Below are 22,703 nucleotides of genomic sequence, written 5' to 3'. Positions count from 1 at the left end.
CGGTGTCTCATCCGCCGGCCTTCTGCAGCACCGCCATGTAGAACCCGTCCATCCCGCCCCGCTCGGGCCAGAACTCGGGCCGCAGCCTGAGCCCGCCCTCGGCGGTGCGCCAGGTTTCGTCGAGCCCCGGCGCCTCAGGCGGCAGCACCCTCAAGTCCGGATGGCGGGCCAGTGCCTCCTCGACCTGGCATTCGCCCTCGTCCGGCAGCAGCGAACAGGTTGCGAACAGCAGCCGCCCGCCCGGCGCCAGCAAGTCGACCGCGTGATCCAGCAGCGCGGCCTGAAGCGCGATCAGCTCGCCGATGCGCTCACCCAGATGAACGTGCGGCAGGTCGGGGTGGCGGCGGATCGTGCCGGTGGCCGAGCACGGCGCGTCCAGCAGGATCGCGTCGTAGCGGCCCGCATGCTTCAGCGCGTCGCCGGCGATCAGCGTGGCGCGCAGCCCGGTGCGGGCGAGGTTCTGCTCGACCCGCGCCAGCCGAGCCTGCGACAGATCGACCGCGGTGACCTGCGCGCCCGCCGCCGCCAGTTGCAGCGTCTTGCCGCCCGGTGCGGCGCACATGTCCAGCACGCGCAGGCCTTCGACATCCCTCAGAAGCCGCGCGGGAAGCGCCGCGGCGGCGTCCTGCACCCAGAAGGCGCCGTCGTCGTAGCCTGGAAGCGCCGTCACCTGCACGCCCGCGTCGATCCGTACTGATCCGGTGGGCAGCAGCGAGCCCCCCACCGCCTCGGCCAGCGCCGCCGGGTCGCCCTTGGCCGTCAGGTCCAGCGGGGCGCCCGCGGCATGGGCGGCCTCCATTGCACCGACGGCTTCCGGGCCCCACGCCTCGACCAGCGGCGCGCGCAGCCATTTCGGCAGGCGCGCGGGCCGCAGCCGGGGCCACAGCGCGGGGCCGTCCTCGGCCACCTTGCGCAGAACGGCGTTCACCAGCCCCTTCGCACCGGCGGTGCGCTTGCCTTCGGCGGCCAGCGTCACGCAAGCATCGACCACGCCGTGCGCGGCACCGCCCTCGCAAAGCTCGGTCGCGCCGAGGCGCAGGATGTTGTGCACCCGCGCGACTGGCTTCTTGCGCAGGTGCGGCTTCAGCACGCGGTCGGCGCGGTCGAGCGACCGCAAGGCCGACAGCGCCAGCCGTTGCGCGGTGGCGCGCTCGGCGGGCGCGAGCGGATCCAACACGCCCGAAAGCTCGGTCAGCGGCTGCTTCCGGCCCAGCACCCCGTCCAGGAGGTCGACGGCGGCACGGCGGGCGGGATCGACGGGTTTAGGCATGGGATCCTGTGGGTGAGGGCGCGAAACCCTTGTTCCGCCTGACGCGCGGCGTATATCAAGGGCGCCCCCGCAGGAAAAGGCTCCGCGGGGGAGGACGCGACAGGAAGACGCCGATGACCGAGCAAAAGACCGACACGCCGCACACCGACCTGCCCCCCGCCGCGCAGCGCGCGCTGGCCGAGGCGGCCGAGCGTCGCGCCGAGGCCATGGCCGAGGAGCAGGCGAATCCGCGCCCGGTCGAACTGGGCGGCCGGGACGGCCCCGAGCCGGTGCGCTACGGCGACTGGGAGAAGAAGGGGTTGGCGGTCGACTTCTGACCGCCGCCACCCTCGCGAGCGTCTAGCGCAGCTTGAATTCGGCCTGATCGCCCCGGCCGCGCTCCGCCACGAAACGGATCGTGTCGCCGCGCGCCAGGACCACCTGGCAGTCGTATCCCAGCGCGTCGCCGCCCCAGTTCAGGTCGCGGCAGAAATAGCCCTCGCGCCAGGTCCACGCGCCGGTGACCTGCCACAGCGCGCCCTGCCCCGAGATTGCGCCGTCAGGCGTGACCTTGAGCGTCACCATCGGGCGCGACAGCGTGCGCCCCGCCACCAGATCGAGAAATGTAGCGCGGTCCTGCACCGTCGCGAATTCGGCGCGCGCGGGCAGCGCCGCCAGCATCAGAACTCCGCAGATCGCCAACGAACGAAGCATGTCCGGCCTCCTGTCTCGCATCGATCGACAGGAAATTAGCGCGGCAGCGGCGGGTTCAAGCCCGTGCCGCCGGCCCGCGATCACGCGAGCGTGGGGCCGCCGGCGCTACGTGCCCCGCCCGGGCTTGAGCCCCAGCACGTCCAGCATGTCGTATTCTCCGGGCGCCTTGTCCTGGCCCCACAGCGCGGCCCGCACGGCGCCGCGGGCGAAAAGCGCCCGGTCGGACGCGATGTGGCGGACGGCGATGCGCTCACCGGCGGTGGCGAAGATGACCTCGTGCTCGCCCACGACGTCGCCGCCGCGGATCGCGTGAAAGCCGATGTCGCCGCGCCTGCGCGGGCCGGTCATGCCGTCGCGGCCTCGGTCGGACACGTCGGCCAGCGACACGCCGCGGCCCTCGGCGGCGGCCTCGCCCAGCATCAGCGCGGTGCCCGAGGGCGCGTCGGCCTTGCGGTTGTGATGCGCCTCGACGATCTCGATGTCCCACTCGTCGCCCAGCGCCTGCGCGATCTGGCGGGTGACCTGCGTCAGCAGGTTCACGCCTAGGCTCATGTTGCCGGCGCGCACGATCACCGCGCGACGCCCGGCGGCCGCGATGGTTTTCAGGTCATCGTATGACAGCCCCGTTGTGCCAATCACGTGGACCGCGCCGGCCCGCGCGGCCTTTTCGGCGAAGGCCACGGTTGCGGCGGGCGCGGTGAAATCGATCACCGCCTGCGCCTTCGCGAAAGCCTTGTCAGCGTCGTCCGAGACGATGACGCCGGTCTCGGCGCCGCCCAGCATGGTGCCCAGGTCGCGCCCGATCCAGTCGTGGCCGGACCGCTCCAACGCGCCGGTCAGCGCCAGCCGCCCGTCCTGCTCGATCTCGTGCACCAGCATACGGCCCATGCGGCCCGATACGCCCGTCACCACGACGCCCGGTCTGTCGGTCATGCCCGTCTCCTTCGCTGCGTTGCGGTCTGATAGCCCGCGCCGCGCCGCTTGGCAAAGCCTGCCGGCGCGCATAAGTCTGGCCCATGGCACGCAACCGATTCCAAGAGGGCGACGGCCCCAGCCAGCGCCAGCGCAAGGTCGCCGAGGTGATCCGCCGCCGGCTGTCCGACGTGCTGATGCGCGGCGACATCCACGACCCCGACCTGAACCGCCTGTCGATCACCGTGGGCGAGGTTCGCGTTTCGCCCGACCTGAAGGTGGCGACCGCCTACGTGGTGCCGTTGGGCGGCAAGGGCTCGGACGAGATGCTTGAGCGCCTGGCCCACAACAAGGGCGAGCTGCGCCGCGCCGTCGCCAAGGGGCTGGAGCTGAAGTTCGCCCCCGAGCTGCGGTTCCGCCTGGACGAGACCTTCGACCATCTCGACGAGGCCCGGCGCCTGTTCGCGCAGGACGCGGTGCGCCGGGATGTGGATGACCAGTAGGCCGCTCCGCGCCTTGACGGCGCGCCTGTCGCGCGCCATGCCCCTGCTGATCGGGCTGACGCTGCTGATCGGCTTCGCGGCCGCCGCACCGGCGCGCGCGGTCGAGTGTTCGCGGCAGGAGCATGACGGCAACCAGTACGCAGTGTGCAGCGTCGATCCCGCCGCCGAGAACCTGCGCCTGTTCCTGCACGACACCACCGGCACGCCGATCGGCCACTTCGCGACGCTGGACGCCGCGCTGGAGGCGCAGGGCCGCGACCTGGTCTTCGCGATGAATGCCGGCATGTATCACGCCGATCGCGATCCCGTGGGCCATTACGTCGAGAACGGGACCGAGATCATGCGCGTGATCCCGACGCCCGGCCCGGGCAATTTCGGCCTGCTGCCCAACGGGATCCTGTGCATCGAGAAGACCTCGGCCCGCGTGTTCGAGACCCGCGATTACCTCGAGCGTCGCCCCGATTGCCGCCACGCCACCCAGTCCGGCCCGATGCTGGTGATCGACGGGAAGTTGCATCCGCGCTTCCTGCCCGACAGCACCTCGCGCTACATCCGCAACGGGGTCGGCACCACCGCCGACGGCAGCCGCGCGGTCTTCGCGATCTCCGACAACCCGGTGACGTTCCACGAGTTCGCGCGCTTCTTCCGCGACGGGCTTGGCCTGCCGCAGGCGCTGTTCTTCGACGGCAACGTCTCGCGGCTCTACGCGCCGCAGCTGGGGCGCGACGATATGGGGCGCCGCATGGGGCCGATCGTGGCGGTGACCGAAGCGGCCGAGTAGGCCGCCCCTGACGCCCGCGGCCGTTTCCCGCCGCCCTTGCACCTCCGCGCGCCCCGGCCTACCTGTCTTGCGATCCCCGCAACCCGGAGGCCCCATGTCCCAGACGCCGGAAACGCTTGCCCATGCCCTGCTGGACGCGGCCCGCAAGGCCGGCGCCGACGCGGCCGACGCCATCGCCATCGACGGCACCTCGCTGTCGATCGACGTGCGCGCGGGTGCGCTGGAAGAGGCGCAGCGCGCGGAAGGCTCCGACATGGGTCTGCGGGTCTTCGTCGGGCGGCGCAGCGCGATCGTCTCGGCCTCGGACACGCGCGAGGAGACCATCCGCACCATGGCCGAGCGGGCCGTGACCATGGCCCGCGAGGCGCCCGAGGACCCCCATGCCGGTCTTGCCGATCCCGAACAGCTGGGCGGCAGCATGGACCCGACGCTGCTGGAGTTGTCGGACCCCGCGCCCGAGCCCGATCCTGCCGCGCTGCAGGAGGACGCCCGGCGCGCCGAGGCCGCCGCGCTGGCGCATGACGGCATCCGCCAGATCGACAGCGCCTCGGCCGGCTACGGCGCGCAGCACGTCCACCTGGCGGCGACGAACGGGTTTTCCGGGGGCTACCGGCGCACCTCGCGCAGCCTGTCCTGCGTCGCGATCACCGGCGAAGGGCTGGGGATGGAGCGCGACCACGACGGCGACAACCGCATCTTCCAGTCCGACTTGCGCAGCCCCGAGGACATCGGCGACACCGCCGCCCGGCGCGCGCTGGAGCGCGTGAACCCGCGCCGCCCCAAGACCGGCGCCTACCCGGTGCTGTTCGACGAACGCGTCTCGTCCTCGCTGATCGGGCATCTGGTGTCGGCGATCAACGGCGCGACGATCGCGCGCGGCGCGTCATGGCTGCGCAGCGCGCTCGGCGAACCGGTCCTGCCCGATGCGATCAGCCTGATCGAGGACCCGCACCGCGCCCGCGTCATGGGATCGCGCCCCTTCGATGCCGAAGGGCTTGCCACGCGCCGCCGCGCCATCATCGACAAGGGCGTCCTCACCGGCTGGACGCTCGACCTTGCCAACGCGCGCAAGCTGGGCATGGACAGCACCGCCAACGCGGCGCGCTCGGTCTCGGGCGGGGTGTCGCCGTCGAACTGGAACCTGGAACTGACGCAGGGCGCGCAATCGCGCGACGACCTGATCGCCGAGATGGGCACCGGCCTGATCGTGACATCGATGATCGGCTCGACCATCAACCCGAACACCGGCGACTATTCCCGCGGCGCCGCGGGGCTTTGGGTCGAAAATGGCCAGATCGCCTACCCGGTGTCGGGCGTGACGATCGCAGGCAACCTGCGCGACATGCTGCGCACGATCCGTCCGGCGAACGACGCGCGCCCGTGGCTGTCCCGCGTCGTGCCGTCGCTTCTGGTCGAGGGGCTGACGCTTGCCGGAGAATGATCTTTCCCTCCTGATCGACGCCGCCCGCCGCGCCTCCGAAGAAGCCAAGGCGTTCATCGGCCGCGATCTCGGGGTCGAGAACAAGGCGGCCGACAACAGCCCGGTCACGCGCGCCGACCTCGCCGTCGACCGGATGCTGCGCGAAAGCCTGCTGGACGCGCGGCCCCGCTACGGCTGGCTGTCCGAGGAAACCCCCGACGACCATGCCCGCCTGGACCAGGAGGCGACGTTCATCGTCGACCCGATCGACGGCACGCGCGCCTTCATCGACGGACAGAAGACCTGGGCGCATTCGCTGGCCGTGGCGCGGGGCGGCGTGGTGACGGCGGGCGTGGTCTACCTGCCCATGCTCGACCTGCTCTACACCGCGACCACCGGCGCGGGCGCGCATCTGAACGGCCGGCCCATCTCCGTCAGCGGCACCGATACGCTGGACGCGGCCGAGGTTCTGGCGACGAAGCCCACGCTCGATGCGCGGCACTGGCCGCGCGGCGTGCCGGCGGTGAAGCGCGCGCACCGCCCGTCGCTGGCCTACCGGCTGGGCCTCGTGGCCGAGGGGCGCTTCGACGCGATGCTGACGCTGCGCCCGGCATGGGAATGGGACATCGCCGCCGGCAGCCTGATCATGGCCGAGGCCGGCGCCACGGTGACCGACCGCCGCGGCGGGCCGCTGCGCTTCAACCGCCCGCATCCGCAGACCGACGGGATGCTGGGCGCCAACCCGGCGCTGCATGCCGCCTTCCTCGACCGCATGACCTGAAGCCGCCAGGCTCGTCCTGACAAGAATGTTCCGGGAAGCCGCGATGCGGCGGGGGCAGCGCCCCCATCCCCGGTGGACGCCCGGCGCGTCACCCCTTACCTTGCCTCCGACTCCCGACACAGGCCGCACATGTCCGACAGCCCGCAATACCAGGTGCTCGCCCGCAAGTACCGCCCGGAAACCTTCGCCGATCTCGTCGGGCAGGATGCGATGGTGCGCACGCTGAAGAACGCCTTCGCCGCCGACCGGATCGCGCAGGCCTTCATCATGACCGGCATCCGCGGCACCGGTAAGACCACGACCGCCCGGATCATCGCCAAGGGCATGAACTGCGTCGGCCCGGATGGCACCGGCGGGCCAACCACCGAACCCTGCGGCCGGTGCGAACACTGCACCGCAATCATGGAGGGCCGGCACGTCGACGTGCTGGAGATGGACGCGGCCAGCCACACCGGCGTCGGCGACATCCGCGAGATCATCGACAGCGTGCACTACCGGGCGGCCAGCGCGCGCTACAAGATCTACATCATCGACGAAGTCCACATGCTGTCGAAAAGCGCATTCAACGCGCTCCTGAAGACGCTCGAAGAACCGCCGGCGCATGTGAAGTTCATCTTCGCCACGACCGAGATCCGGCAGGTGCCCGTGACGGTCCTGTCCCGCTGCCAGCGCTTCGACCTGCGCCGGATCGAGCCCGAGGTGATGATCGCGCTTCTCAAGCGCATCGCAGCCGCCGAGGGCGCCGAGATCGCCGACGACGCGCTGGCGCTGATCACCCGCGCGGCCGAAGGCTCGGCCCGGGACGCGACGTCGTTGCTGGACCAGGCGATCAGCCACGGCGCGGGCGAGACGACGGCCGACCAGGTGCGCGCGATGCTGGGCCTTGCCGATCGGGGCCGCGTCATGGACCTGTTCGAGCGCGTGATGCGCGGCGACGCCGCCGGCGCGCTAACTGAACTGTCGGCGCAATACGCCGACGGGGCCGACCCGCTGGCCGTGCTGCGCGATCTGGCGGAACTCACGCACTGGGTCTCTGTGGTCAAGATCACACCCGACGCGGCCGAGGATCCGACCATCGCGCCCGACGAACGCACCCGCGGACTGGCCTTCGCGGACGGGCTGGGGATGCGCGCGCTGGCGCGCGCGTGGCAGATGCTGCTGAAGTCGATCGAGGAAGTCTCGCGCGCGCCGTCGGCGATGATGGCGGCCGAGATGGCGGTGATCCGCCTGACCCACGTGGCCGAGCTGCCCTCGCCCGAGGAACTGATCCGCAAGCTGGGCGACACGCCGCCCCCGCCTCCGCCCTCCGGTGGCGGCGGCGGTCAGGGGCCGCACCATGCCGGGACGGACGTGCGCGGCAGCGCCGGGGCGCCGTCGGGCGCGCTGCACGGTCCGCAGGCCTCGGCGGGCCCCGCGCCACGCGTCGCCGGCAGCGGCGCGCAGGCCGCCGTGGCGCAGGCCACCGAGGCCGCGCTGGCGCGCTTCCCCACCTTCGAACACGTGATCGAGCTGATCCGCGCCAATCGCGACGTGAAGCTGCTGGTCGAGGTCGAGGGCACGCTGCGCCTGGCCGCCTACCGGCCCGGACGGATCGAATTCACCCCGACCGAGACCGCCGAGGGTGACCTTGCCCAGCGGCTGGGCACCGCGCTGCAGCGCTGGACCGGCAATCGCTGGGCGGTCAGCGTCGTGTCGGGCTGCGAGGAGCCCACCGTGGTCGAGAAGCGCGACGCGGACAAGCTGGCGCTGCAGGCCAAGGCGGCCGAGCATCCGCTGGTCAAGGCCGCGCTGCTGGCCTTTCCCGGCGCCACCATCCACGAGATCCGCACGCCCGAAGCCGCCCGCGCCGAGGCGCAGGCCGACGCCCTTCCGGAAGTCGAGGACGAGTGGGACCCGTTCGAGGAAGACTGACGTCGGCCGAGGAAGACTGACGCCCGCGCCTTGTGGCACGCCCCCGGCGTTGCGATATTGAAGCCAGACAAGCCGCCCGGCCCGGGTCGGCAAAGACAGCAGGAGACACGCGATGTTCAAGGGTATGGGCGGACTGGGCGACATGTCCAAGATGATGAAGGCCGCGCAGGAGATGCAGGGCAAGATGGCCCAGCTTCAGGAAGACATGGCCAGCATCGAGGTCGTGGGCGAATCCGGCGCGGGCCTCGTGAAGGCCACGGCGACCGCCAAGGGCGAGTTGAAGGCGCTGGACATCGACCCGTCGATCTTCAACGGCGACGACAAGGAAGTGGTCGAGGACCTGATCCTCGCCGCGATCAAGGACGCGCAGAGCCGCGCGCAGGAACGCTCGCAGCAGGAGATGCGCAAGCTGACCGAGGCGATGGGCCTGCCCGCCGACATGAAGCTGCCGTTCTGAGGCGCCCGGTCGGGCCGGGCAAGGCGAAAGGCGGCAGGTGAAGCACGACAAAGACATCGACGGGCTGATCGCGCTGATGGCCCGGCTTCCCGGGCTCGGGCCGCGCTCGGCCCGGCGGGCGGTGCTGCACCTGATCCGCAAGCGGGACCAGCTGCTGGGCCCGCTGGCACAGTCGATGCAGCGCGTCGCCGACACCGCGCGCGAGTGCCTCAACTGCGGCAACGTGGGCACCGCGGACCTGTGCGCGATCTGTGCCGACGAGACCCGCGCGACCGGGCTTATCTGCGTCGTCGAGGACGTGGGCGACCTGTGGGCGATGGAACGCGCCGGCGTCTTCAAGGGCCGCTACCACGTGCTGGGCGGCACCCTCTCGGCGCTCGACGGCATCGGCCCCGACGACCTGCGCATCCCGCAGCTTCTGCACCGCTTGTCGGCCGAACACGTGACCGAGGTGATCCTGGCGCTGAACGCCACGATCGACGGGCAGACGACCGCGCATTACATCGCCGACCAGCTGGAGCACCGTGACGTCGCGCTGTCGTCGCTGGCGCAGGGCGTGCCGATCGGGGGCGAGCTGGACTATCTCGACGACGGCACGATCACCGCGGCGCTGAACGCGCGCAAGCGGTTCTAGGAAAGCGCGCACAGCGATGCCGGAAACGAAAACGGGCGGCCCGTTGGCCGCCCGATCCGTTTGCGCGCAAGGTGCGCCCTATTTCCGGTCGTCGTCCTCGTCGTCGTCGTCGGACGACTCGTCGGGCAGGTTGAAGAAGCTGTCCGCGTCGGAATAGTCCTTCCGCGCGGCCTTCTTCTCCTCGTCCTCGTCGCGCGACGATCCCGACAGGCTGAACGTCTCCAGTCCCTCGATCGCGGAAGGCAGGCGCGGCTCGGCCTCCATGCCGAGGCTCTGCTCGGTCGAGACCAGCTTGCGCCGCTCGTCGTCGTTCATCACCGCGTCCTGCTTCTTGGCGGCCTTGGCCACCGCGGCGTCCAGTTCCGACTGCCGGCACAGGCCCAGCGCGACCGGGTCGATCGGCTGGATGTTCTGGATGTTCCAGTGCGTGCGCTCGCGGATCGACTGGATCGTCGGCTTGGTCGTGCCGACCAGCTTGCTGATCTGGCTGTCGGCAAGCTCGGGGTGGAACTTGACCAGCCACAGGATCGCCGCGGGACGGTCCTGGCGCTTGGACAGCGGCGTGTAGCGCGGGCCCCGGCGCTTGTCCTCGTCCAGCGCGGCCGGGTTGAACTTCAGCTTCATCTTGTAAAGCGGGTCCTTCTCGGCGCGGTCGATCTCTTCCTGCTCGAGCTGGTTGTTGGCGACCGGGTCGAAGCCCTTGACGCCCCCGGCCACGTCGCCGTCGGCGATGCCCTGCACTTCCAGCTCGTGATAGCCGGTGAAATCCGCGATCTGCTTGAAGTTGAGGGTGGTGTTGTCCACCAGCCAGACGGCGGTCGCCTTGGGGTGCAGCAGCTTGGCCATAACACGTCTCCTTGCAATAGTCCTTCCCGCGCCGTGGCGGTCTGGCCAGGCGGTCCCGGCCATCCGGGACAGTTACCGTTGTCGGGAAACTCGCGCGCTATATAATCGCCTTGGCATCACGAGGAAAGAGAAAATGCGCGCAGCCCTGGCGGTCCTTCTTCTGGTCGCGGGACTGGCCCACGCCGAGGGCGAGCGCGCGGGCGATTTCGACTATTACGTGATGGCGCTCAGCTGGTCGCCCGGCTGGTGCGACCGCGAGGGGATTGCGCGCGGGTCCGAGCAATGCGGCCGCGGACTGGGCTGGTCGCTGCACGGGCTATGGCCGCAATACGATCGCGGCTGGCCGTCCTACTGCCCCACGGGCGCCGCGCCGCCGTCGCGCGCACAGACCGCCGCGATGGCCGACATCATGGGCATCGCCGGGCTGGCCTGGCACCAGTGGAAGAAGCACGGCGCCTGTTCGGGCCTGTCGGCCGAGGCCTATTTCGGCCTGTCGCGCGACGCCTACGATGCGGTCACGCGCCCGCAGGTCTTCCGCGACCTGCGCGATCCGGTGCGCCTGCCCGCCCGCGTCGTCGAAGAGGCCTTCCTGAAGGCGAACCCGGCACTGTCCCCGGACGGCGTCACCGTCACCTGCCGCGACGGGCAGGTGCAGGAGGTTCGCCTGTGCCTGTCGCGCGACCTGAAGCCGGTGACCTGCGGCGCGGACGTGGTGCGCGACTGCACGCTGGACGACGCGCTGCTGGTGCCGATCGGCGGGGACTGAGCGCCCGCCGCGTCTTCGACGAGACGCGCGGAGCCAGGAATTCGCAGCTTCGGCGCCGGATTTCCACGAGATTTCCCGCGCGGCAATGCTATTCATGGCACGACCGAGTGTGCGAGGGGGAGACGCATCATGGGGTGGATGGCCGACGAGACCGGGCTGGACAGGAACGCCGCGAACCACGTGCCGCTGACGCCCTTGTCGTTCCTGCAACGCGGGGCGCAGGTGTTTCGCACCCGCACGGCCGTGATCTACGGCCCGCACCGCAAGAGCTATGCCGAGTATCACGAGCGCGTCACGCGGCTGGCCTCGGCTCTGACCGGGATGGGTGTGCGGCCGGGCGACGTGGTGGCGACGATCCTGCCCAACATCCCCGCGCAGGCCGAGGCGCATTTCGGCGTGCCCGCCTGCGGCGCGGTGCTCAACGCGATCAACACGCGGCTCGACGCCGACACCGTGGCCTACATCCTCGATCACGGGCAGGCGAAGGTCGTGCTGTGCGATCCGCACTTCATGGACATGCTGACCGCCGCCATGGCGCGGATGGAGGGCCCCGCCCCGCAGGTGATCGAGGTGGCCGACCGCCACGGCGGCGCGCCCGCGGCCAGCGAGCACCTGGAATACGAGGACCTGCTGGCGCGCGGCGATCCGGATCTCGCCTGGATCATGCCCGGGGACGAGTGGGAAAGCCTCGCGCTCAACTACACCTCGGGCACGACGGGGCGGCCGAAGGGCGTCGTGTATCACCACCGCGGAGCGTACCTGAACGCGATGGGTCAGGTGCTGTCGTGGCGGATGGTGCTGCACCCGGTCTACCTGACCATCGTGCCGCTGTTCCACTGCAACGGCTGGTGCCACACCTGGATGATGCCCGTGCTGGGCGGGACGCTGGTCTGCTGCCGCGACATCGCGGCCAAGCCGATCTTCGACGCCATCGCGGACGAGGGCGTGACCCATTTCGGCGGCGCGCCGATCGTGCTCAACGCGCTGGTGAACGCGCCGCCCGAGGCGCGGCGGACATTCGACCACGTGGTCGAGGTGTTCACCGCCGGCGCGCCGCCGGCCCCCGCTACGCTGGCAAAGATCGAGACGATGGGCTTCAACATCACCCATGTCTACGGGCTGACCGAAACCTACGGCCCCGCGACCGAGTGCTGCTGGTCGGCGGACTGGGATCACCTGCAGGGCGCCGACCGCGCGGCGGTGAAGGCCCGGCAGGGCGTCGCGATGCCGTTCATGGAGCCGGTGGATGTGTGGGACGACGAGGACCGTCCGGTGCCCCGCGACGGCACGACCAAGGGCGAGATCGTGTTCCGAGGCAACGGCGTGATGAAGGGCTACCTGAAGAACCCCGAGGCCACGGCCGAGGCCTTCGCCGGCGGGGTCTTCCGCTCGGGCGACATCGCGGTGATCCATCCCGACAGCTACGTCCAGATCGCGGACCGGGCCAAGGACATCATCATCTCGGGCGGCGAGAACGTCAGCTCGGTCGAGGTCGAGGGCTGCCTGATGGGCCACGACGCGGTGTCGCTGTGTGCCGTGGTGGCGAAACCGGACGAGAAGTGGGGCGAGGTGCCCTGCGCCTTCGTCGAGCTGAAGGACGGAGCCGACGCGACCGAGGCCGAGCTGATCGCCTATGCGCGCGAGAGGCTGGCGGGGTTCAAGACGCCCAAGCGGGTGGTGTTCCGGGATCTGCCCAAGACCTCGACCGGAAAGATCCAGAAGTTCGAGCTGCGCAGCCTGGCGCGGGACCTGTGACCGGCGGGGGCCGCGCGAGGTGTCCCACGGTGGGACAGGAATCCGCGCCAAGAATATCAATGGCTTGCAGAGGCGGATTCATGATTCGTCAAGGTTTCGCCCCGCGGCGACGGCCGAACACACGACCGGGCTTTCCACATTCCGCGCCGCGCGGTAGACCCTTGGGAAAGCGACAAGGCGCATACAGTCCCGAATGACCGCGTTGAAAGAGTACGACAGGCTCGAGGCCACCGGCCTCTGGCGTCCCGCGCCGGGCGAACAGCGGCGCGAGGTGATCGTCTCGCTGGGCGATGCCACGCTGACCCTGACCGAGATCAGCGGCGCGGTCCTGACGCACTGGTCGGTCGCGGCGATGGTGCGCGCCAACGGCACGGCCCGGCCGGCGCTGTATCACCTCGACGGCGAACCGGGCGAGACGCTGGAGATCCCCGAGGACGAGACCGCGATGATCGACGGCATCGACCGCGTGCTGCGCGCGATCGAGCGGCGGCGCCCGCGGCCGGGAAAGCTGCGCTTCGCAATTGGCGGGTCGGTGGCCGCGGCGCTGGCGCTGGCGGTGCTGGTCTGGCTGCCCGGCGCGCTGGAACGCTATGCCACGACCGTCGTGCCGCCCGCCAAGCGCGCCGAGATCGGCCAGGCGGTGCTGGCGCACATGACGCGCGTCACCGGCCAGCCCTGCCGCGGGCGCGACGCGCGCGCGCCGCTGCGGCGGCTGGCGGCGCGGGTGCTGGGCCCGGATCGGGCGAACGCGCTGGTGGTGCTGCCCACGGCGGCGCGCGACAGCGCCCACCTGCCCGGCGGGGTGATCCTGCTGGGCCGGCAGGTCTTCGAGGACCACGAGGACCCGGACATCGCCGCCGGCTACATCCTGGCCGAGGCGCTGCGCGCGCGGCTGGACGACCCGCTGCGCGACGTGCTGGACCACGCGGGGCTGATCGCGACGCTGCAATTGCTGACCACCGGCAGCCTGCCCGAGGAGGCGCTGTCGTCCTATGCCGAGCAGGTGCTGACCGCGCCGCAGCGCCCGGCCCCGAACGACGCGCTGCTGGGCGCCTTCCAGGCGGCGCAGATGCGCAGCACGCCCTATGCCTACGCCATCGATCCGACCGGCGAGACCACGCTGCCGCTGATCGAGGCCGATCCCGGCGCCGGCGACGGTGCGCCAGTCGCCAGCGATTCCGACTGGGTGCGCCTGCAGGGCGTCTGCGGCGCGTAAGACCGCCGCCTAGTGCGCGACGGCGTCCGCGTACCCGGCGCGCCGTGTCTGCGCCAGCCCGTCGCGCAGGGCCGCGTCGGACGTGAACGGCCCGACCAGCACCGCCCGCAGCGACCGGCCGTCATGCCTTTGCGTGCCGAACCGCACCGGCAGGCCGGCGGAGTGCAGGCGCCTGGCCGCCGCGTCGGCGCCGCCCTGGCTGCTGAACAGGCCGACGCGCACGAAGCGCGCCGGCTGCGCGGCCGCGCCGCTGGTCGAGACGACCGCACGGCGCCCGTCATCTGTCACGTAGCGCACACCCGTCCCGGTCCGCGGCGCGGGGGCCGTGGTGCGATAGACCGCGACCGGGTCCTCCACGGTTGCGGGCACGCCTTCGGGGATGCCGATGCGCGGCACGGTGCTGGTCCAGACGCGCTGGGTCGCGCGGAAACCGGCGACCTTCTGCCAGGCCCGCCACGGGTTCAGGCGGCCGTCCTCCCAGGCGGGCTCGTATCCGGGCGGGATGGTGACGCCGCGCTCGACCCGGCTTTCGAAGACCTGGTCCGGCACGATCCACGACGACTCCGCGACCACCATGGTGCCGCCGCCCGCGGTGGGGATCACCTCGGCCGAGGGCGCGATCCGTGGCGCGGGCCGGTCCCAGCGCGCATCGGCGGCGACGGGCGCGCGCGGCGGTGCGCTGCGGACGATGCGGGGCGGCACCGAGGCCTGCGGCCGGGCGCTGCGTGCCGGGGTCGCGGCGGCAGCGGGTTGCGCCGCGGGAGAGGCAGCCGTCGCGGGGGCGGCGGCGCGCGGCGATTTCGGCGCCTCGACGGCCGCCAAGGCCGACGGTGCCTCGACCGTCTCGACCGCAGGCTCCTCGGCCGGTTCGGGCACCGCGGCCGCGGCGAAAGTCGGCTCCTGCCCGCAGACCGGCTCGCGCGAGCGGGTGACGCGGGGAACCCAGGTGGTCTTCCCGTCGAACCCGGCGCGTACGAAGATGCAGCCGTCGTTGTCGACGAACTGGTCGCCGGTGAAGTCGGCGGGCGGCAGGTTCACCGGCTCGGCCACGAAGGCCTGCTGCGCCCCGGCCGGGGCGGCGATGCCCCCGCACGCGGCGGCGATCAGCGCGAGGTTTCGAAGCGACGTGAACGGCATGGCGCGACCCCTGTCTCGTGCGTGGACGGTGACCTATCCACGACAACTTGTAAAGTTTCCGTGCCGTTGACGGGTTCCGCGCTACTGCGTGCCGAACATCCGGTCGCCCGCGTCGCCCAGGCCCGGCAGGATGTAGCCGCGCTCGTTGAGCTTCTCGTCCAGCGCGGCGGTCACGACCGGAACGTCCGGGTGCGCCTGGCGCATCCGCTCGACGCCTTCGGGGGCGGCCAGCAGGCACAGGAAGATGATGTCGCGCGCGCCCGCCTGTTTCAGCAGGTCCACCGCCGCGGCCGAGGAATTGCCGGTGGCCAGCATCGGGTCGACCACGATGGTCAGCCGGTCGCCCAGGTTCTCGGGAACCTTGAAGTAGTATTGCACCGGCTGGAGCGTCTCCTCGTCGCGGTAGAGGCCGACGAAGCCCACGCGCGCCGCCGGGATCAGGTCGAGGATGCCGTCGAGCAGCCCGTTGCCCGCGCGCAGGATCGAGATCAGGGCCAGCTTCTTGCCCTCGATCATCGGCGCCTCCATCTCGCACATCGGCGTCTCGATCGTGCGGGTGGTCATCGGCAGGTCGCGCGTGACCTCGTAGGCCAGAAGGTGGCTGATCTCGCGCAGCAGCTGCCGGAAGGACGCGGTCGAGGTGGTCCTGTCGCGCATGATGGACAGCTTGTGCTGCACCAGCGGGTGGTCGACGATGGTCAGGTGCCGGGTCATGCTGCGGGCTCCAGTTTCTTGAGGATCTTTTCGCGGGTGGCGTCGTCGCAGAACGCGGCCGCCATCGCGGTGCGGTTGAGGTCGGTGAACACGGCCTCGTCCCAGTGGAAGGTCCGGGCGAGGTTCACGTATTCGCGGCGCATGGTGGTGTGGAAGAAAGGCGGGTCGTCCGTGGACACGGTGACGTTGACGCCCTTGTCGCGCAGCGCGTCGATCGGGTGCTTCGACAGCGTGTCGTAGACGCCCAGGAACACGTTCGAGCCGGGGCAGACCTCGAGCGTGGTGCCGCGCTCGGCCAGTTCCTCGACCAGCGCCGGGTCCTCGGACGCGCGCACGCCGTGGCCGAGGCGTTCGACCCCAAGCGCCAGCGCGTCGCGCACTTCCGAAGGGCCGCGCCATTCGCCGGCATGGGTGGTCAGCCGCAGCCCGGCCTCGCGCGCCATGTCGAAGGCATAGGCGAAGTCGCCCTGTTTGCCCTTGTTCTCGTCGCCGCCCATGCCGAAGCCGGTCAACCAGTCGTCGGCGGTCTCGGCCGCGCAGCGGGCGGTGCGCTTCGCTTGGTCGGGGCCGAAATGGCGGATGCAGGTGACGATGCCGCGCAGGGTGACGCCCATGTCGCGCTCGGCTGCTTTGGCCGCTTCGCGGATGGCGTGCAGGTATTCGCGCCAGGCGCTCACGTCGCCGCCGCCGCAGAAATCCGGCGACAGGAAGGTCTCGGAATAGACCACGCCGTTCTCGGCGCTTTTTTCCAGAAAGGCGGTGCACAGGCGGCCGAAATCCTCGGGCGTCTTCAGAACGCTGGTCGCCACCTCGTAGACCGACAGGAAGTGCACGAAGTCGCGGTAGTCGTACGAGCCGTCGCGGCGGAAGATCCCCGACAGGTCCACGCTGCGCTTCTTGGCGAGGTCGCGGATGAACTCCGGCGGGGCGGCGCCCTCGAAATGCGTGTGCAGCTCGGCCTTGGGCAGGCGGGCGATGCGGTCCAGCGCCTCGTCGTCGAGCGGCGGGCGGTCGTCGGGATGTCTCATGGCGGCGGTCCTGTGGCGTTTCGGAGCGGATAGCATCGCGGGCCGCGTTGCGCCATAGGATCGCGCCCGGATCAGAGCGCCGAGACGCCCGGCCCCTGCCCCGGCACGCCCAGATGCGCCGCCACTGACGCCGCCACGTCGGCGAAGGCCATGTCCCCCAAGCCCCCCGCGCCGCGCCCGGCCATCAGCACGGGAACGCGTTCGCGGGTGTGGTCGGTGCCGGCCCAGGTGGGATCGTTGCCGTGATCCGCGGTGACGACCAGCAGGTCACCGTCGCGCAGCTTCGCCAGCACCTTGCCCAGCTCGGCATCGAACCATTCCAGCTGGCGCGCGTAGCCCGCCACGTCGCGGCGGTGGCCGTAAAGGCTGTCGAATTCGACGAAGTTGGCGAAGGTGAGGCTGCCGTCCTCGGCGGTTTCCACGAGGTCCGACAGGTGGCCCATCAGCGCCGCGTCGTCGCCCTTGCGCAGGGTGTCGATGCCGGCCATCGAGAAGATGTCGCCGATCTTGCCCACCGCGTGGACGCGGCCGCCGGCCTGCTGCACCCAGTTGGTCAGCACCGGCTCGGGCGGGGCGATGGCATAGTCCCGGCGGTTCGACGTGCGCCGGAAGCTGCCCGGCTCGCCCACGAAGGGGCGCGCGATCACCCGGCCCACGCGCATCGCGTGCAGCCGGGGGGCGATGCGTTCGCACAGGTCCAGCAGCCGGTCGAGGCTGAAGGCGCCTTCGTGCGCGGCGATCTGGAACACGCTGTCGGCAGAGGTGTAGCAGATCGGCCGGCCCGTGCGGATATGCTCGGGGCCGAAGCGGTCGATCATGTCGGTGCCCGAGCCGTGGCAATCCCCGAGGATGCCGTCGCAGCCGGCGATCTCGCAAACGGCCTCGGTGATCTCGGGCGGGAAGGCGGGCACGGTTTCGGGGAAGTAGTGCCAGTCCCACGGCACCGGCAGCCCGGCCAGTTCCCAGTGCCCCGAGGGCGTGTCCTTGCCGTGGGAATGCTCGGTCGCCGCCGCCCACAGCCCCTCGGCCTGCCGGTCGGGCTGCGGCGCGCCGATGGCCTGCGCGTGAGCGTGGAACAGGCCCAGCCGCGCGAGGGTCGGCACACGCAAAGGCCCCTGCCGGCCGGTGTCGGCCTGCCCCTCGGCGCAGGCCTGCGCGATGTGACCGAGCGTGTCGGCGCCGGTATCGGGCACGTGGCCGCTGGAATAGGCGTCGGCGTCGGGCGCACCGCCGATGCCGACCGAATCCATGACCACGAGGAAGGCGCGCGTCATGCCACCCTCTCGATCACCAGCGGCGCCGCCTTCGGCGCCTTGTCGCCCAGCGTCACGGCGGCGGCGACGGCGCGCGCGGCCTCTTGCGCCTGGCCTTCGCGCGCGGCGTGGACCTTGGCCAGCGGCTGGCCCCTCTCGACGCGGGCGCCAAGGCGCACCACGTCCGAAAGGCCCACGGCCGGGTCGATGCGGTCGCTTTCCACCTGCCGCCCGCCGCCCAGACGCACCACGGCAAGGCCCAGCGCCTCGCCGTCGATGGCGGTGACGATGCCGCTGTCGGGCGCGGGCACTTCCTCGATCACCGTCGCCTCGGGCAGGAAGCGGGTCCAGTCCTCGACGAAGTCCTTCGGCCCGCCAAGGCCGTAGATCATCCGCGCGAAACGCTCGGCGGCGGCGCCCGAGGCGATGGCGTCGCGCAGCTTCGCCTCGCCCTCCGCGATGCCGGCGCGGTCCAGCGCCTCGGCGCCCAGCGCCACCGAGAGGTCGTGAAGCGGCCCGGTCGCGACCCCGGTCAGGACGCGCATCGCGGCGTCGACCTCGAGCGCGTTGCCCAGGCTGGGCGCCAGCGGTTCGTCCATCCGCGTCATCAGGACGGCGGTGGCGCAGCCGGCGGCGTTGGCGGTGTCGACCATGGCGCGGGCCAAAGCGCCGGCGTCCGCGGCCGTCTTCATGAACGCGCCCGAGCCGACCTTGACGTCGAGCACCAGCGCCTGAAGCCCGGCGGCCAGCTTCTTCGACAGGATGGACGAGCAGATGAGGTCGAGGCTTTCGACCGTCGCGGTCACGTCGCGCACCGCGTAGAGCCGCCGGTCCGCCGGCGCGATGTCGGCCGAGGCGCCGACGATCGCGCAGCCGGCGTCGGCGACAACGCGGCGAAAGCGCGCCTCGTCCGCGGCCGTGGCGTAACCGGGGATCGCGTCGAGCTTGTCCAGCGTGCCGCCGGTATGGCCAAGGCCCCGCCCCGAGATCATCGGCACATAGGCGCCGCAGGCCGCCAAGGCGGGCGCCAGCACCAGCGAGGTGCAGTCGCCGATGCCGCCGGTGGAGTGCTTGTCGACCACCGGCCCGTCGAGATCCCAGTCCAGCACGTGTCCGCTGTCGCGCATCGCGCGGGTCAGCGCGACGCGGCCCGCGTCCGGCAGGCCCCGCAGGCACACGCCCATGGCGAAGGCCCCGGCCTGCGCGTCGCTGACCGTGCCGTCGGCGAGGCCCTGCGCGAACCATGCCAAGGCCTCGGGCGTGGGCGCGTCGCCCCGGCGCAGGGCGGCGATGACGCTGCGCGCGTCGGTCATGCGCGGTCCATGTGGTCGCGGGCGAAGGCGCCGGGCAGAAGCTCGGCCACGGTCATGACCTTCTCGGTGCCGTCCATCGTGGCCAGGGTGATCTTCACATCCGCGCCGGCGAATTCCGCCAGCTTCTGCCGGCAGCCGCCGCAGGGCGGCACCGGCTCGGCCGCGTCGGCGACGACGTAGGCCTCGGCGATCCGCGTCTCGCCCGCCGCGCACATGGCGGCGATGGCGCCGGCCTCGGCGCAGGTGCCTTCGGGGTAGGCCACGTTCTCGACGTTGCAACCCACGTGCACGGCGCCCGAGGGCGTCCGGATCGCCGCGCCGACCTTATAGCGCGAATAGGGCACGTAGGCATTTTCGCGCACGGCGCGCGCGGCATCCTTGAGGGACATGGAAGCTCCTGTCGGCGTGAACGGAGTCTCAATCTGGAAGGGTGCCGCGCCGATTGCAACACGGAACCGCGCCGCAACCGCAGGCGTTTTCCGACCAAAGGAGACGCGCCATGAAACTGACGGAAACGATGACGACCAAGACCCTCGGCGTGAATGCCGAGGACGATCTTGCCGCCCGCGACAAGGAACCGATGACCGAGCAGCAGGCAGTGCGCCTGCGCGAGCTGTGCGAGCGCACCGGAGAGCCGTTCGACACCGCGCTGACCAAGTACCAGGCGTCGCGCCGGCTGGCCTATCTCGAGGAGCTGGCCGACTGAGGCCGTTCCCTGCGCCCGCCCCCGACGGGGCGGCGCCTTGACGTCACGTGATTTACAAGCGCACGCGAAACCTGCTACCCGCGCCGCAGGGTTTCCGGCGCGCCGCCGGACCGTTCAGACTTCGCTATCCGGAAGGGTCCGTGCATGTCCGATTCGCCAAGCGACACGCTGCGCCAGGCGGCGCTCGATTACCACGAGTTCCCCAAGCCAGGTAAGCTCGAGATCCGCGCGACCAAGCCGCTGGCCAACGGCCGCGACCTCAGCCGCGCCTATTCGCCCGGCGTGGCCGAGGCCTGCCTCGACATCCGCGACGACCCGCTGAACGCGGCGCGCTTCACCGCGCGCGGCAACCTGGTGGCGGTGGTGTCCAACGGCTCGGCGGTGCTGGGGCTGGGCAACATCGGCGCGCTGGCCTCCAAGCCGGTGATGGAGGGCAAGGCGGTCCTGTTCAAGAAGTTCGCCAACATCGACTGCTTCGACATCGAGCTGGACGAGAGCGACCCCGAGAAGCTGGCCGAGATCGTCTGTGCGCTCGAGCCGACCTTCGGCGCGATCAACCTCGAGGACATCAAGGCGCCGGACTGCTTCATCGTGGAACGGATCTGCCGCGAGCGGATGAACATCCCCGTCTTCCACGACGACCAGCACGGCACTGCCATCGTTGTGTCGGCCGCGGCCACCAATGCGCTGCTGCTGGCCGAAAAGAAATTCGAGGACGTCAAGGTCGTCAGCACCGGCGGCGGCGCGGCCGGCATCGCCTGCCTCAACATGCTGCTGAAGCTGGGCGTGAAGCGCGAGAACGTCTGGCTGTGCGATATCCACGGCCTCGTCTACGAAGGCCGCGAGGTTGACATGAACCCGCACAAGGCGGCGTTCGCGCAGGCCTCGGACAAGCGCACGCTGGACGACGTGATCGAGGGCGCCGACCTGTTCCTGGGCCTGTCGGGGCCGAACGTGCTCAAGCCCGAGCAGGTCGAGCGGATGGCCAACCGTCCGATCATCTTCGCGCTGGCCAATCCCAACCCCGAGATCATGCCCGACGCCGCGCGCGCGGTCGCCCCGGACGCGATCATCGCCACCGGGCGCAGCGACTTCCCGAACCAGGTCAACAACGTCCTGTGCTTCCCGTTCATCTTCCGCGGCGCGCTGGACGTGGGCGCGACCGAGATCAACGACGAGATGCAGATCGCCTGCGTCGAGGGGATCGCGGCGCTGGCCCGCGCCACCACAAGCGCCGAGGCCGCCGCCGCCTATCGCGGCGAGCAGCTGACCTTCGGCCGCGACTACCTGATCCCCAAGGCCTTCGACCCGCGCCTGTCGGGCGTCGTCGCCACCGCGGTCGCCAAGGCCGCGATGGAGACCGGCGTCGCCGCGCGCCCGCTGGCGGACGTGGCCGAGTACAAGCGCAAGCTGGACGCCAGCGTGTTCAAATCCGCCCTGCTGATGCGCCCGGTCTTCGAGGCCGCCGCCACCGCGTCGCGCCGCATCGTCTTCGCCGAGGGCGAGGACGAGCGCGTGCTGCGCGCCGCGCAGGCGATCATCGAGGAGACCACCGAGACGCCGATCCTGATCGGCCGGCCGGAGGTGATCGAGATGCGGTGCGAGCGCATGGGGCTGGAGATCCGGCCCGACCGCGACGTCAACATCGTGAACCCCGAAAACGACCCGCGCTACCGCGACTACTGGGAAAGCTATCACAAGCTGATGGCCCGTCGCGGCGTCACGCCCGACCTTGCCCGCGCGATCATGCGCACCAACACCACCGCGATCGGCGCCGTGATGGTCCATCGCGGCGAGGCCGACAGCCTGATCTGCGGCACCTTCGGCGAATTCCGCTGGCACCTGAACTACGTCACGCAGGTGCTGGGCCACGGCACGCTGCGCCCGCACGGCGCGCTGTCGCTGATGATCCTCGAGGACGGCCCGCTGTTCATCGCCGACACGCACGTCCACACCCGCCCCAGCCCCGAGCAGCTGGCCGAGACCGCCATCGCCGCCGCGCGCCACGTGCGCCGCTTCGGGATCACTCCCAACATCGCCATGTGCTCGCAGTCCCAGTTCGGCAACCAGCCCGAGGGGTCGGGCCTGCGCCTGCGCGAGGCGATCGCATTGCTGGATTCGCAACCGCGCGACTTCAGCTACGAGGGCGAGATGAACGTGGACGCCGCACTCGACGCCGAGCTGCGCGCCCGCCTGCTGCCCGACAACCGGATGCAGGGCGCGGCCAACGTGCTGATCTTCGGCCATGCCGACGCGGCATCGGCCACGCGCAACATCCTCAAGGCGAAGGCCGGCGGGCTCGAGGTCGGGCCGATCCTGATGGGGATGGGCAACCGCGCCCACATCGTCACCCCGTCGATAACCGCGCGCGGGCTGCTGAACATGGCGGCCATCGCGGGAACGCCGGTGGCGAAGTACGGCTAGGCGCGCGATCGCGCATCCGGAACGCGATGCCGCCGCGGCCGTCCCCCGGACGCACCGCGGCGGCGCACGAGGTTACTTCTTCGGCTTGCCGCCGGCTTCCTTGGCGGGCTTCTTCTTGGTGTCGGCCATTTCGGCGCGTGCTCCGTTCGGGGCGGCGGGATTGCCGCCCGCACCCTCAGCCTA

Annotated in this window: 23 protein-coding genes; 13 read left to right on the top strand and 10 right to left on the bottom strand. The window is 71.1% G+C overall.

Translation table 11 applies throughout. The features are described 5' to 3' along the window. Positions 1-7: 7 nt before the first annotated feature. Positions 8-1,270 (bottom strand): RsmB/NOP family class I SAM-dependent RNA methyltransferase, encoded by a 1,263-nt coding sequence (locus tag BLW27_RS07220; RefSeq protein WP_089881553.1) that lies wholly within the window; start codon positions 1,268-1,270, stop codon positions 8-10. A 113-nt stretch (positions 1,271-1,383) separates the two neighbouring features. On the opposite strand from BLW27_RS07220, the gene BLW27_RS07215 reads away from it, so the two are divergent. Continuing rightward, on the top strand, positions 1,384-1,587 hold the full coding sequence (locus BLW27_RS07215; protein ID WP_089881549.1) for a DUF1674 domain-containing protein: 204 nt from the start codon (positions 1,384-1,386) through the stop codon (positions 1,585-1,587). Positions 1,588-1,609: 22 nt separating this feature from the next. On the opposite strand, the gene BLW27_RS07210 is transcribed toward BLW27_RS07215, so the two are convergent. Continuing rightward, positions 1,610-1,963, bottom strand: coding sequence for a dihydrodipicolinate reductase (locus BLW27_RS07210; protein ID WP_089881545.1), 354 nt, complete (start codon positions 1,961-1,963; stop codon positions 1,610-1,612). Positions 1,964-2,068: 105 nt separating this feature from the next. Further along, the gene (gene dapB / locus BLW27_RS07205; protein WP_089881540.1) at positions 2,069-2,896 is read right to left on the bottom strand and encodes a 4-hydroxy-tetrahydrodipicolinate reductase; all 828 of its coding nucleotides are present in this window, start codon (positions 2,894-2,896) and stop codon (positions 2,069-2,071) included. An 83-nt stretch (positions 2,897-2,979) separates the two neighbouring features. On the opposite strand from dapB, the gene rbfA reads away from it, so the two are divergent. From rbfA to recR, 7 genes are all read left to right on the top strand, one after another. Continuing rightward, a complete protein-coding gene (gene rbfA, locus BLW27_RS07200) occupies positions 2,980-3,378 on the top strand; it encodes a 30S ribosome-binding factor RbfA (protein WP_089881535.1) in 399 nt (132 codons plus the stop codon). Positions 3,379-3,415: 37 nt separating this feature from the next. Beyond that, on the top strand, positions 3,416-4,159 hold the full coding sequence (locus BLW27_RS07195) for a phosphodiester glycosidase family protein (protein ID WP_089881911.1): 744 nt from the start codon (positions 3,416-3,418) through the stop codon (positions 4,157-4,159). Between the two features lie 94 nt (positions 4,160-4,253). After that, positions 4,254-5,600, top strand: a complete 1,347-nt coding sequence (locus BLW27_RS07190) for a TldD/PmbA family protein (protein WP_089881533.1) — start codon at positions 4,254-4,256, stop codon at positions 5,598-5,600. Beyond that, positions 5,587-6,360, top strand: coding sequence for an inositol monophosphatase family protein (locus BLW27_RS07185; protein ID WP_089881529.1), 774 nt, complete (start codon positions 5,587-5,589; stop codon positions 6,358-6,360). Before BLW27_RS07190 ends, BLW27_RS07185 begins: the two co-directional genes overlap by 14 nt. Positions 6,361-6,489: 129 nt before the next feature. Beyond that, entirely contained in the window at positions 6,490-8,271 is a 1,782-nt protein-coding gene (locus BLW27_RS07180) for a DNA polymerase III subunit gamma/tau (protein WP_089881525.1), read from the top strand. Between the two features lie 112 nt (positions 8,272-8,383). After that, positions 8,384-8,728, top strand: coding sequence for a YbaB/EbfC family nucleoid-associated protein (locus BLW27_RS07175; protein ID WP_089881522.1), 345 nt, complete (start codon positions 8,384-8,386; stop codon positions 8,726-8,728). A gap of 37 nt (positions 8,729-8,765) precedes the next feature. After that, on the top strand, positions 8,766-9,362 hold the full coding sequence (gene recR, locus BLW27_RS07170; protein WP_089881519.1) for a recombination mediator RecR: 597 nt from the start codon (positions 8,766-8,768) through the stop codon (positions 9,360-9,362). A gap of 78 nt (positions 9,363-9,440) precedes the next feature. Here the strand turns inward: recR and BLW27_RS07165 are convergent, their stop codons facing one another. Next, complete coding sequence (locus tag BLW27_RS07165; protein ID WP_089881516.1) at positions 9,441-10,208, bottom strand: DUF1013 domain-containing protein; 768 nt, start codon at positions 10,206-10,208, stop codon at positions 9,441-9,443. Positions 10,209-10,341: 133 nt separating this feature from the next. Here BLW27_RS07165 and BLW27_RS07160 point away from each other — a divergent pair, with 133 nt between their 5' ends. From BLW27_RS07160 to BLW27_RS07150, 3 genes are all read left to right on the top strand, one after another. Further along, complete coding sequence (locus tag BLW27_RS07160) at positions 10,342-10,974, top strand: ribonuclease T2 family protein (RefSeq protein ID WP_089881513.1); 633 nt, start codon at positions 10,342-10,344, stop codon at positions 10,972-10,974. Between the two features lie 129 nt (positions 10,975-11,103). Beyond that, complete coding sequence (locus tag BLW27_RS07155) at positions 11,104-12,729, top strand: AMP-binding protein (RefSeq protein ID WP_089881510.1); 1,626 nt, start codon at positions 11,104-11,106, stop codon at positions 12,727-12,729. A gap of 193 nt (positions 12,730-12,922) precedes the next feature. After that, positions 12,923-13,945 (top strand): hypothetical protein, encoded by a 1,023-nt coding sequence (locus BLW27_RS07150; protein ID WP_089881506.1) that lies wholly within the window; start codon positions 12,923-12,925, stop codon positions 13,943-13,945. Between the two features lie 9 nt (positions 13,946-13,954). Here the strand turns inward: BLW27_RS07150 and BLW27_RS07145 are convergent, their stop codons facing one another. The 6 genes from BLW27_RS07145 to BLW27_RS07120 all read right to left on the bottom strand — a co-directional run bounded on the left by BLW27_RS07145 (position 13,955) and on the right by BLW27_RS07120 (position 19,779). Beyond that, a complete protein-coding gene (locus BLW27_RS07145; protein WP_089881503.1) occupies positions 13,955-15,082 on the bottom strand; it encodes an SPOR domain-containing protein in 1,128 nt (375 codons plus the stop codon). Positions 15,083-15,163: 81 nt separating this feature from the next. Then, complete coding sequence (upp, locus tag BLW27_RS07140; protein WP_089881499.1) at positions 15,164-15,796, bottom strand: uracil phosphoribosyltransferase; 633 nt, start codon at positions 15,794-15,796, stop codon at positions 15,164-15,166. Further along, entirely contained in the window at positions 15,793-16,824 is a 1,032-nt protein-coding gene (locus BLW27_RS07135) for an adenosine deaminase (protein WP_089881496.1), read from the bottom strand. Before BLW27_RS07135 ends, upp begins: the two co-directional genes overlap by 4 nt. A gap of 71 nt (positions 16,825-16,895) precedes the next feature. Continuing rightward, positions 16,896-18,098 carry a phosphopentomutase gene (locus tag BLW27_RS07130; RefSeq protein WP_089881492.1) on the bottom strand — a complete coding sequence of 401 codons (1,203 nt, stop codon included), beginning with the start codon at positions 18,096-18,098 and terminating at the stop codon, positions 16,896-16,898. After that, positions 18,095-19,390, bottom strand: a complete 1,296-nt coding sequence (locus BLW27_RS07125) for a thymidine phosphorylase (RefSeq protein ID WP_089881489.1) — start codon at positions 19,388-19,390, stop codon at positions 18,095-18,097. Before BLW27_RS07125 ends, BLW27_RS07130 begins: the two co-directional genes overlap by 4 nt. Then, a complete protein-coding gene (locus tag BLW27_RS07120; protein ID WP_089881486.1) occupies positions 19,387-19,779 on the bottom strand; it encodes a cytidine deaminase in 393 nt (130 codons plus the stop codon). Before BLW27_RS07120 ends, BLW27_RS07125 begins: the two co-directional genes overlap by 4 nt. Before the next feature lie 110 nt (positions 19,780-19,889). Here BLW27_RS07120 and BLW27_RS07115 point away from each other — a divergent pair, with 110 nt between their 5' ends. Then, on the top strand, positions 19,890-20,096 hold the full coding sequence (locus BLW27_RS07115; RefSeq protein ID WP_245710806.1) for a DUF3072 domain-containing protein: 207 nt from the start codon (positions 19,890-19,892) through the stop codon (positions 20,094-20,096). A 144-nt stretch (positions 20,097-20,240) separates the two neighbouring features. Next, a complete protein-coding gene (locus BLW27_RS07110) occupies positions 20,241-22,520 on the top strand; it encodes an NADP-dependent malic enzyme (RefSeq protein WP_089881483.1) in 2,280 nt (759 codons plus the stop codon). Positions 22,521-22,703: the final 183 nt, after the last annotated feature.

It is taken from the genome of Citreimonas salinaria (genome assembly GCF_900107235.1).
GTDB lineage: Bacteria > Pseudomonadota > Alphaproteobacteria > Rhodobacterales > Rhodobacteraceae > Citreimonas > Citreimonas salinaria.
The sequence above is the reverse complement of the archived record's forward strand: the minus strand, read 5'-3'. Positions and strand labels throughout refer to the sequence as shown.

Bases quoted from the DNA above. Each gene is read 5' to 3' on its own strand.
- BLW27_RS07220 (WP_089881553.1), bottom strand. From the start codon at position 1,270: ATGCCTAAACCCGTCGATCCCGCCCGCCGTGCCGCCGTCGACCTCCTG.
- BLW27_RS07215 (WP_089881549.1), top strand. From the start codon at position 1,384: ATGACCGAGCAAAAGACCGACACGCCGCACACCGACCTGCCCCCCGCC.
- BLW27_RS07210 (WP_089881545.1), bottom strand. From the start codon at position 1,963: ATGCTTCGTTCGTTGGCGATCTGCGGAGTTCTGATGCTGGCGGCGCTG.
- dapB (WP_089881540.1), bottom strand. From the start codon at position 2,896: ATGACCGACAGACCGGGCGTCGTGGTGACGGGCGTATCGGGCCGCATG.
- rbfA (WP_089881535.1), top strand. From the start codon at position 2,980: ATGGCACGCAACCGATTCCAAGAGGGCGACGGCCCCAGCCAGCGCCAG.
- BLW27_RS07195 (WP_089881911.1), top strand. From the start codon at position 3,416: ATGCCCCTGCTGATCGGGCTGACGCTGCTGATCGGCTTCGCGGCCGCC.
- BLW27_RS07190 (WP_089881533.1), top strand. From the start codon at position 4,254: ATGTCCCAGACGCCGGAAACGCTTGCCCATGCCCTGCTGGACGCGGCC.
- BLW27_RS07180 (WP_089881525.1), top strand. From the start codon at position 6,490: ATGTCCGACAGCCCGCAATACCAGGTGCTCGCCCGCAAGTACCGCCCG.
- BLW27_RS07175 (WP_089881522.1), top strand. From the start codon at position 8,384: ATGTTCAAGGGTATGGGCGGACTGGGCGACATGTCCAAGATGATGAAG.
- BLW27_RS07165 (WP_089881516.1), bottom strand. From the start codon at position 10,208: ATGGCCAAGCTGCTGCACCCCAAGGCGACCGCCGTCTGGCTGGTGGAC.
- BLW27_RS07160 (WP_089881513.1), top strand. From the start codon at position 10,342: ATGCGCGCAGCCCTGGCGGTCCTTCTTCTGGTCGCGGGACTGGCCCAC.
- BLW27_RS07155 (WP_089881510.1), top strand. From the start codon at position 11,104: ATGGGGTGGATGGCCGACGAGACCGGGCTGGACAGGAACGCCGCGAAC.
- BLW27_RS07150 (WP_089881506.1), top strand. From the start codon at position 12,923: ATGACCGCGTTGAAAGAGTACGACAGGCTCGAGGCCACCGGCCTCTGG.
- BLW27_RS07145 (WP_089881503.1), bottom strand. From the start codon at position 15,082: ATGCCGTTCACGTCGCTTCGAAACCTCGCGCTGATCGCCGCCGCGTGC.
- upp (WP_089881499.1), bottom strand. From the start codon at position 15,796: ATGACCCGGCACCTGACCATCGTCGACCACCCGCTGGTGCAGCACAAG.
- BLW27_RS07135 (WP_089881496.1), bottom strand. From the start codon at position 16,824: ATGAGACATCCCGACGACCGCCCGCCGCTCGACGACGAGGCGCTGGAC.
- BLW27_RS07130 (WP_089881492.1), bottom strand. From the start codon at position 18,098: ATGACGCGCGCCTTCCTCGTGGTCATGGATTCGGTCGGCATCGGCGGT.
- BLW27_RS07125 (WP_089881489.1), bottom strand. From the start codon at position 19,390: ATGACCGACGCGCGCAGCGTCATCGCCGCCCTGCGCCGGGGCGACGCG.
- BLW27_RS07120 (WP_089881486.1), bottom strand. From the start codon at position 19,779: ATGTCCCTCAAGGATGCCGCGCGCGCCGTGCGCGAAAATGCCTACGTG.
- BLW27_RS07115 (WP_245710806.1), top strand. From the start codon at position 19,890: ATGAAACTGACGGAAACGATGACGACCAAGACCCTCGGCGTGAATGCC.
- BLW27_RS07110 (WP_089881483.1), top strand. From the start codon at position 20,241: ATGTCCGATTCGCCAAGCGACACGCTGCGCCAGGCGGCGCTCGATTAC.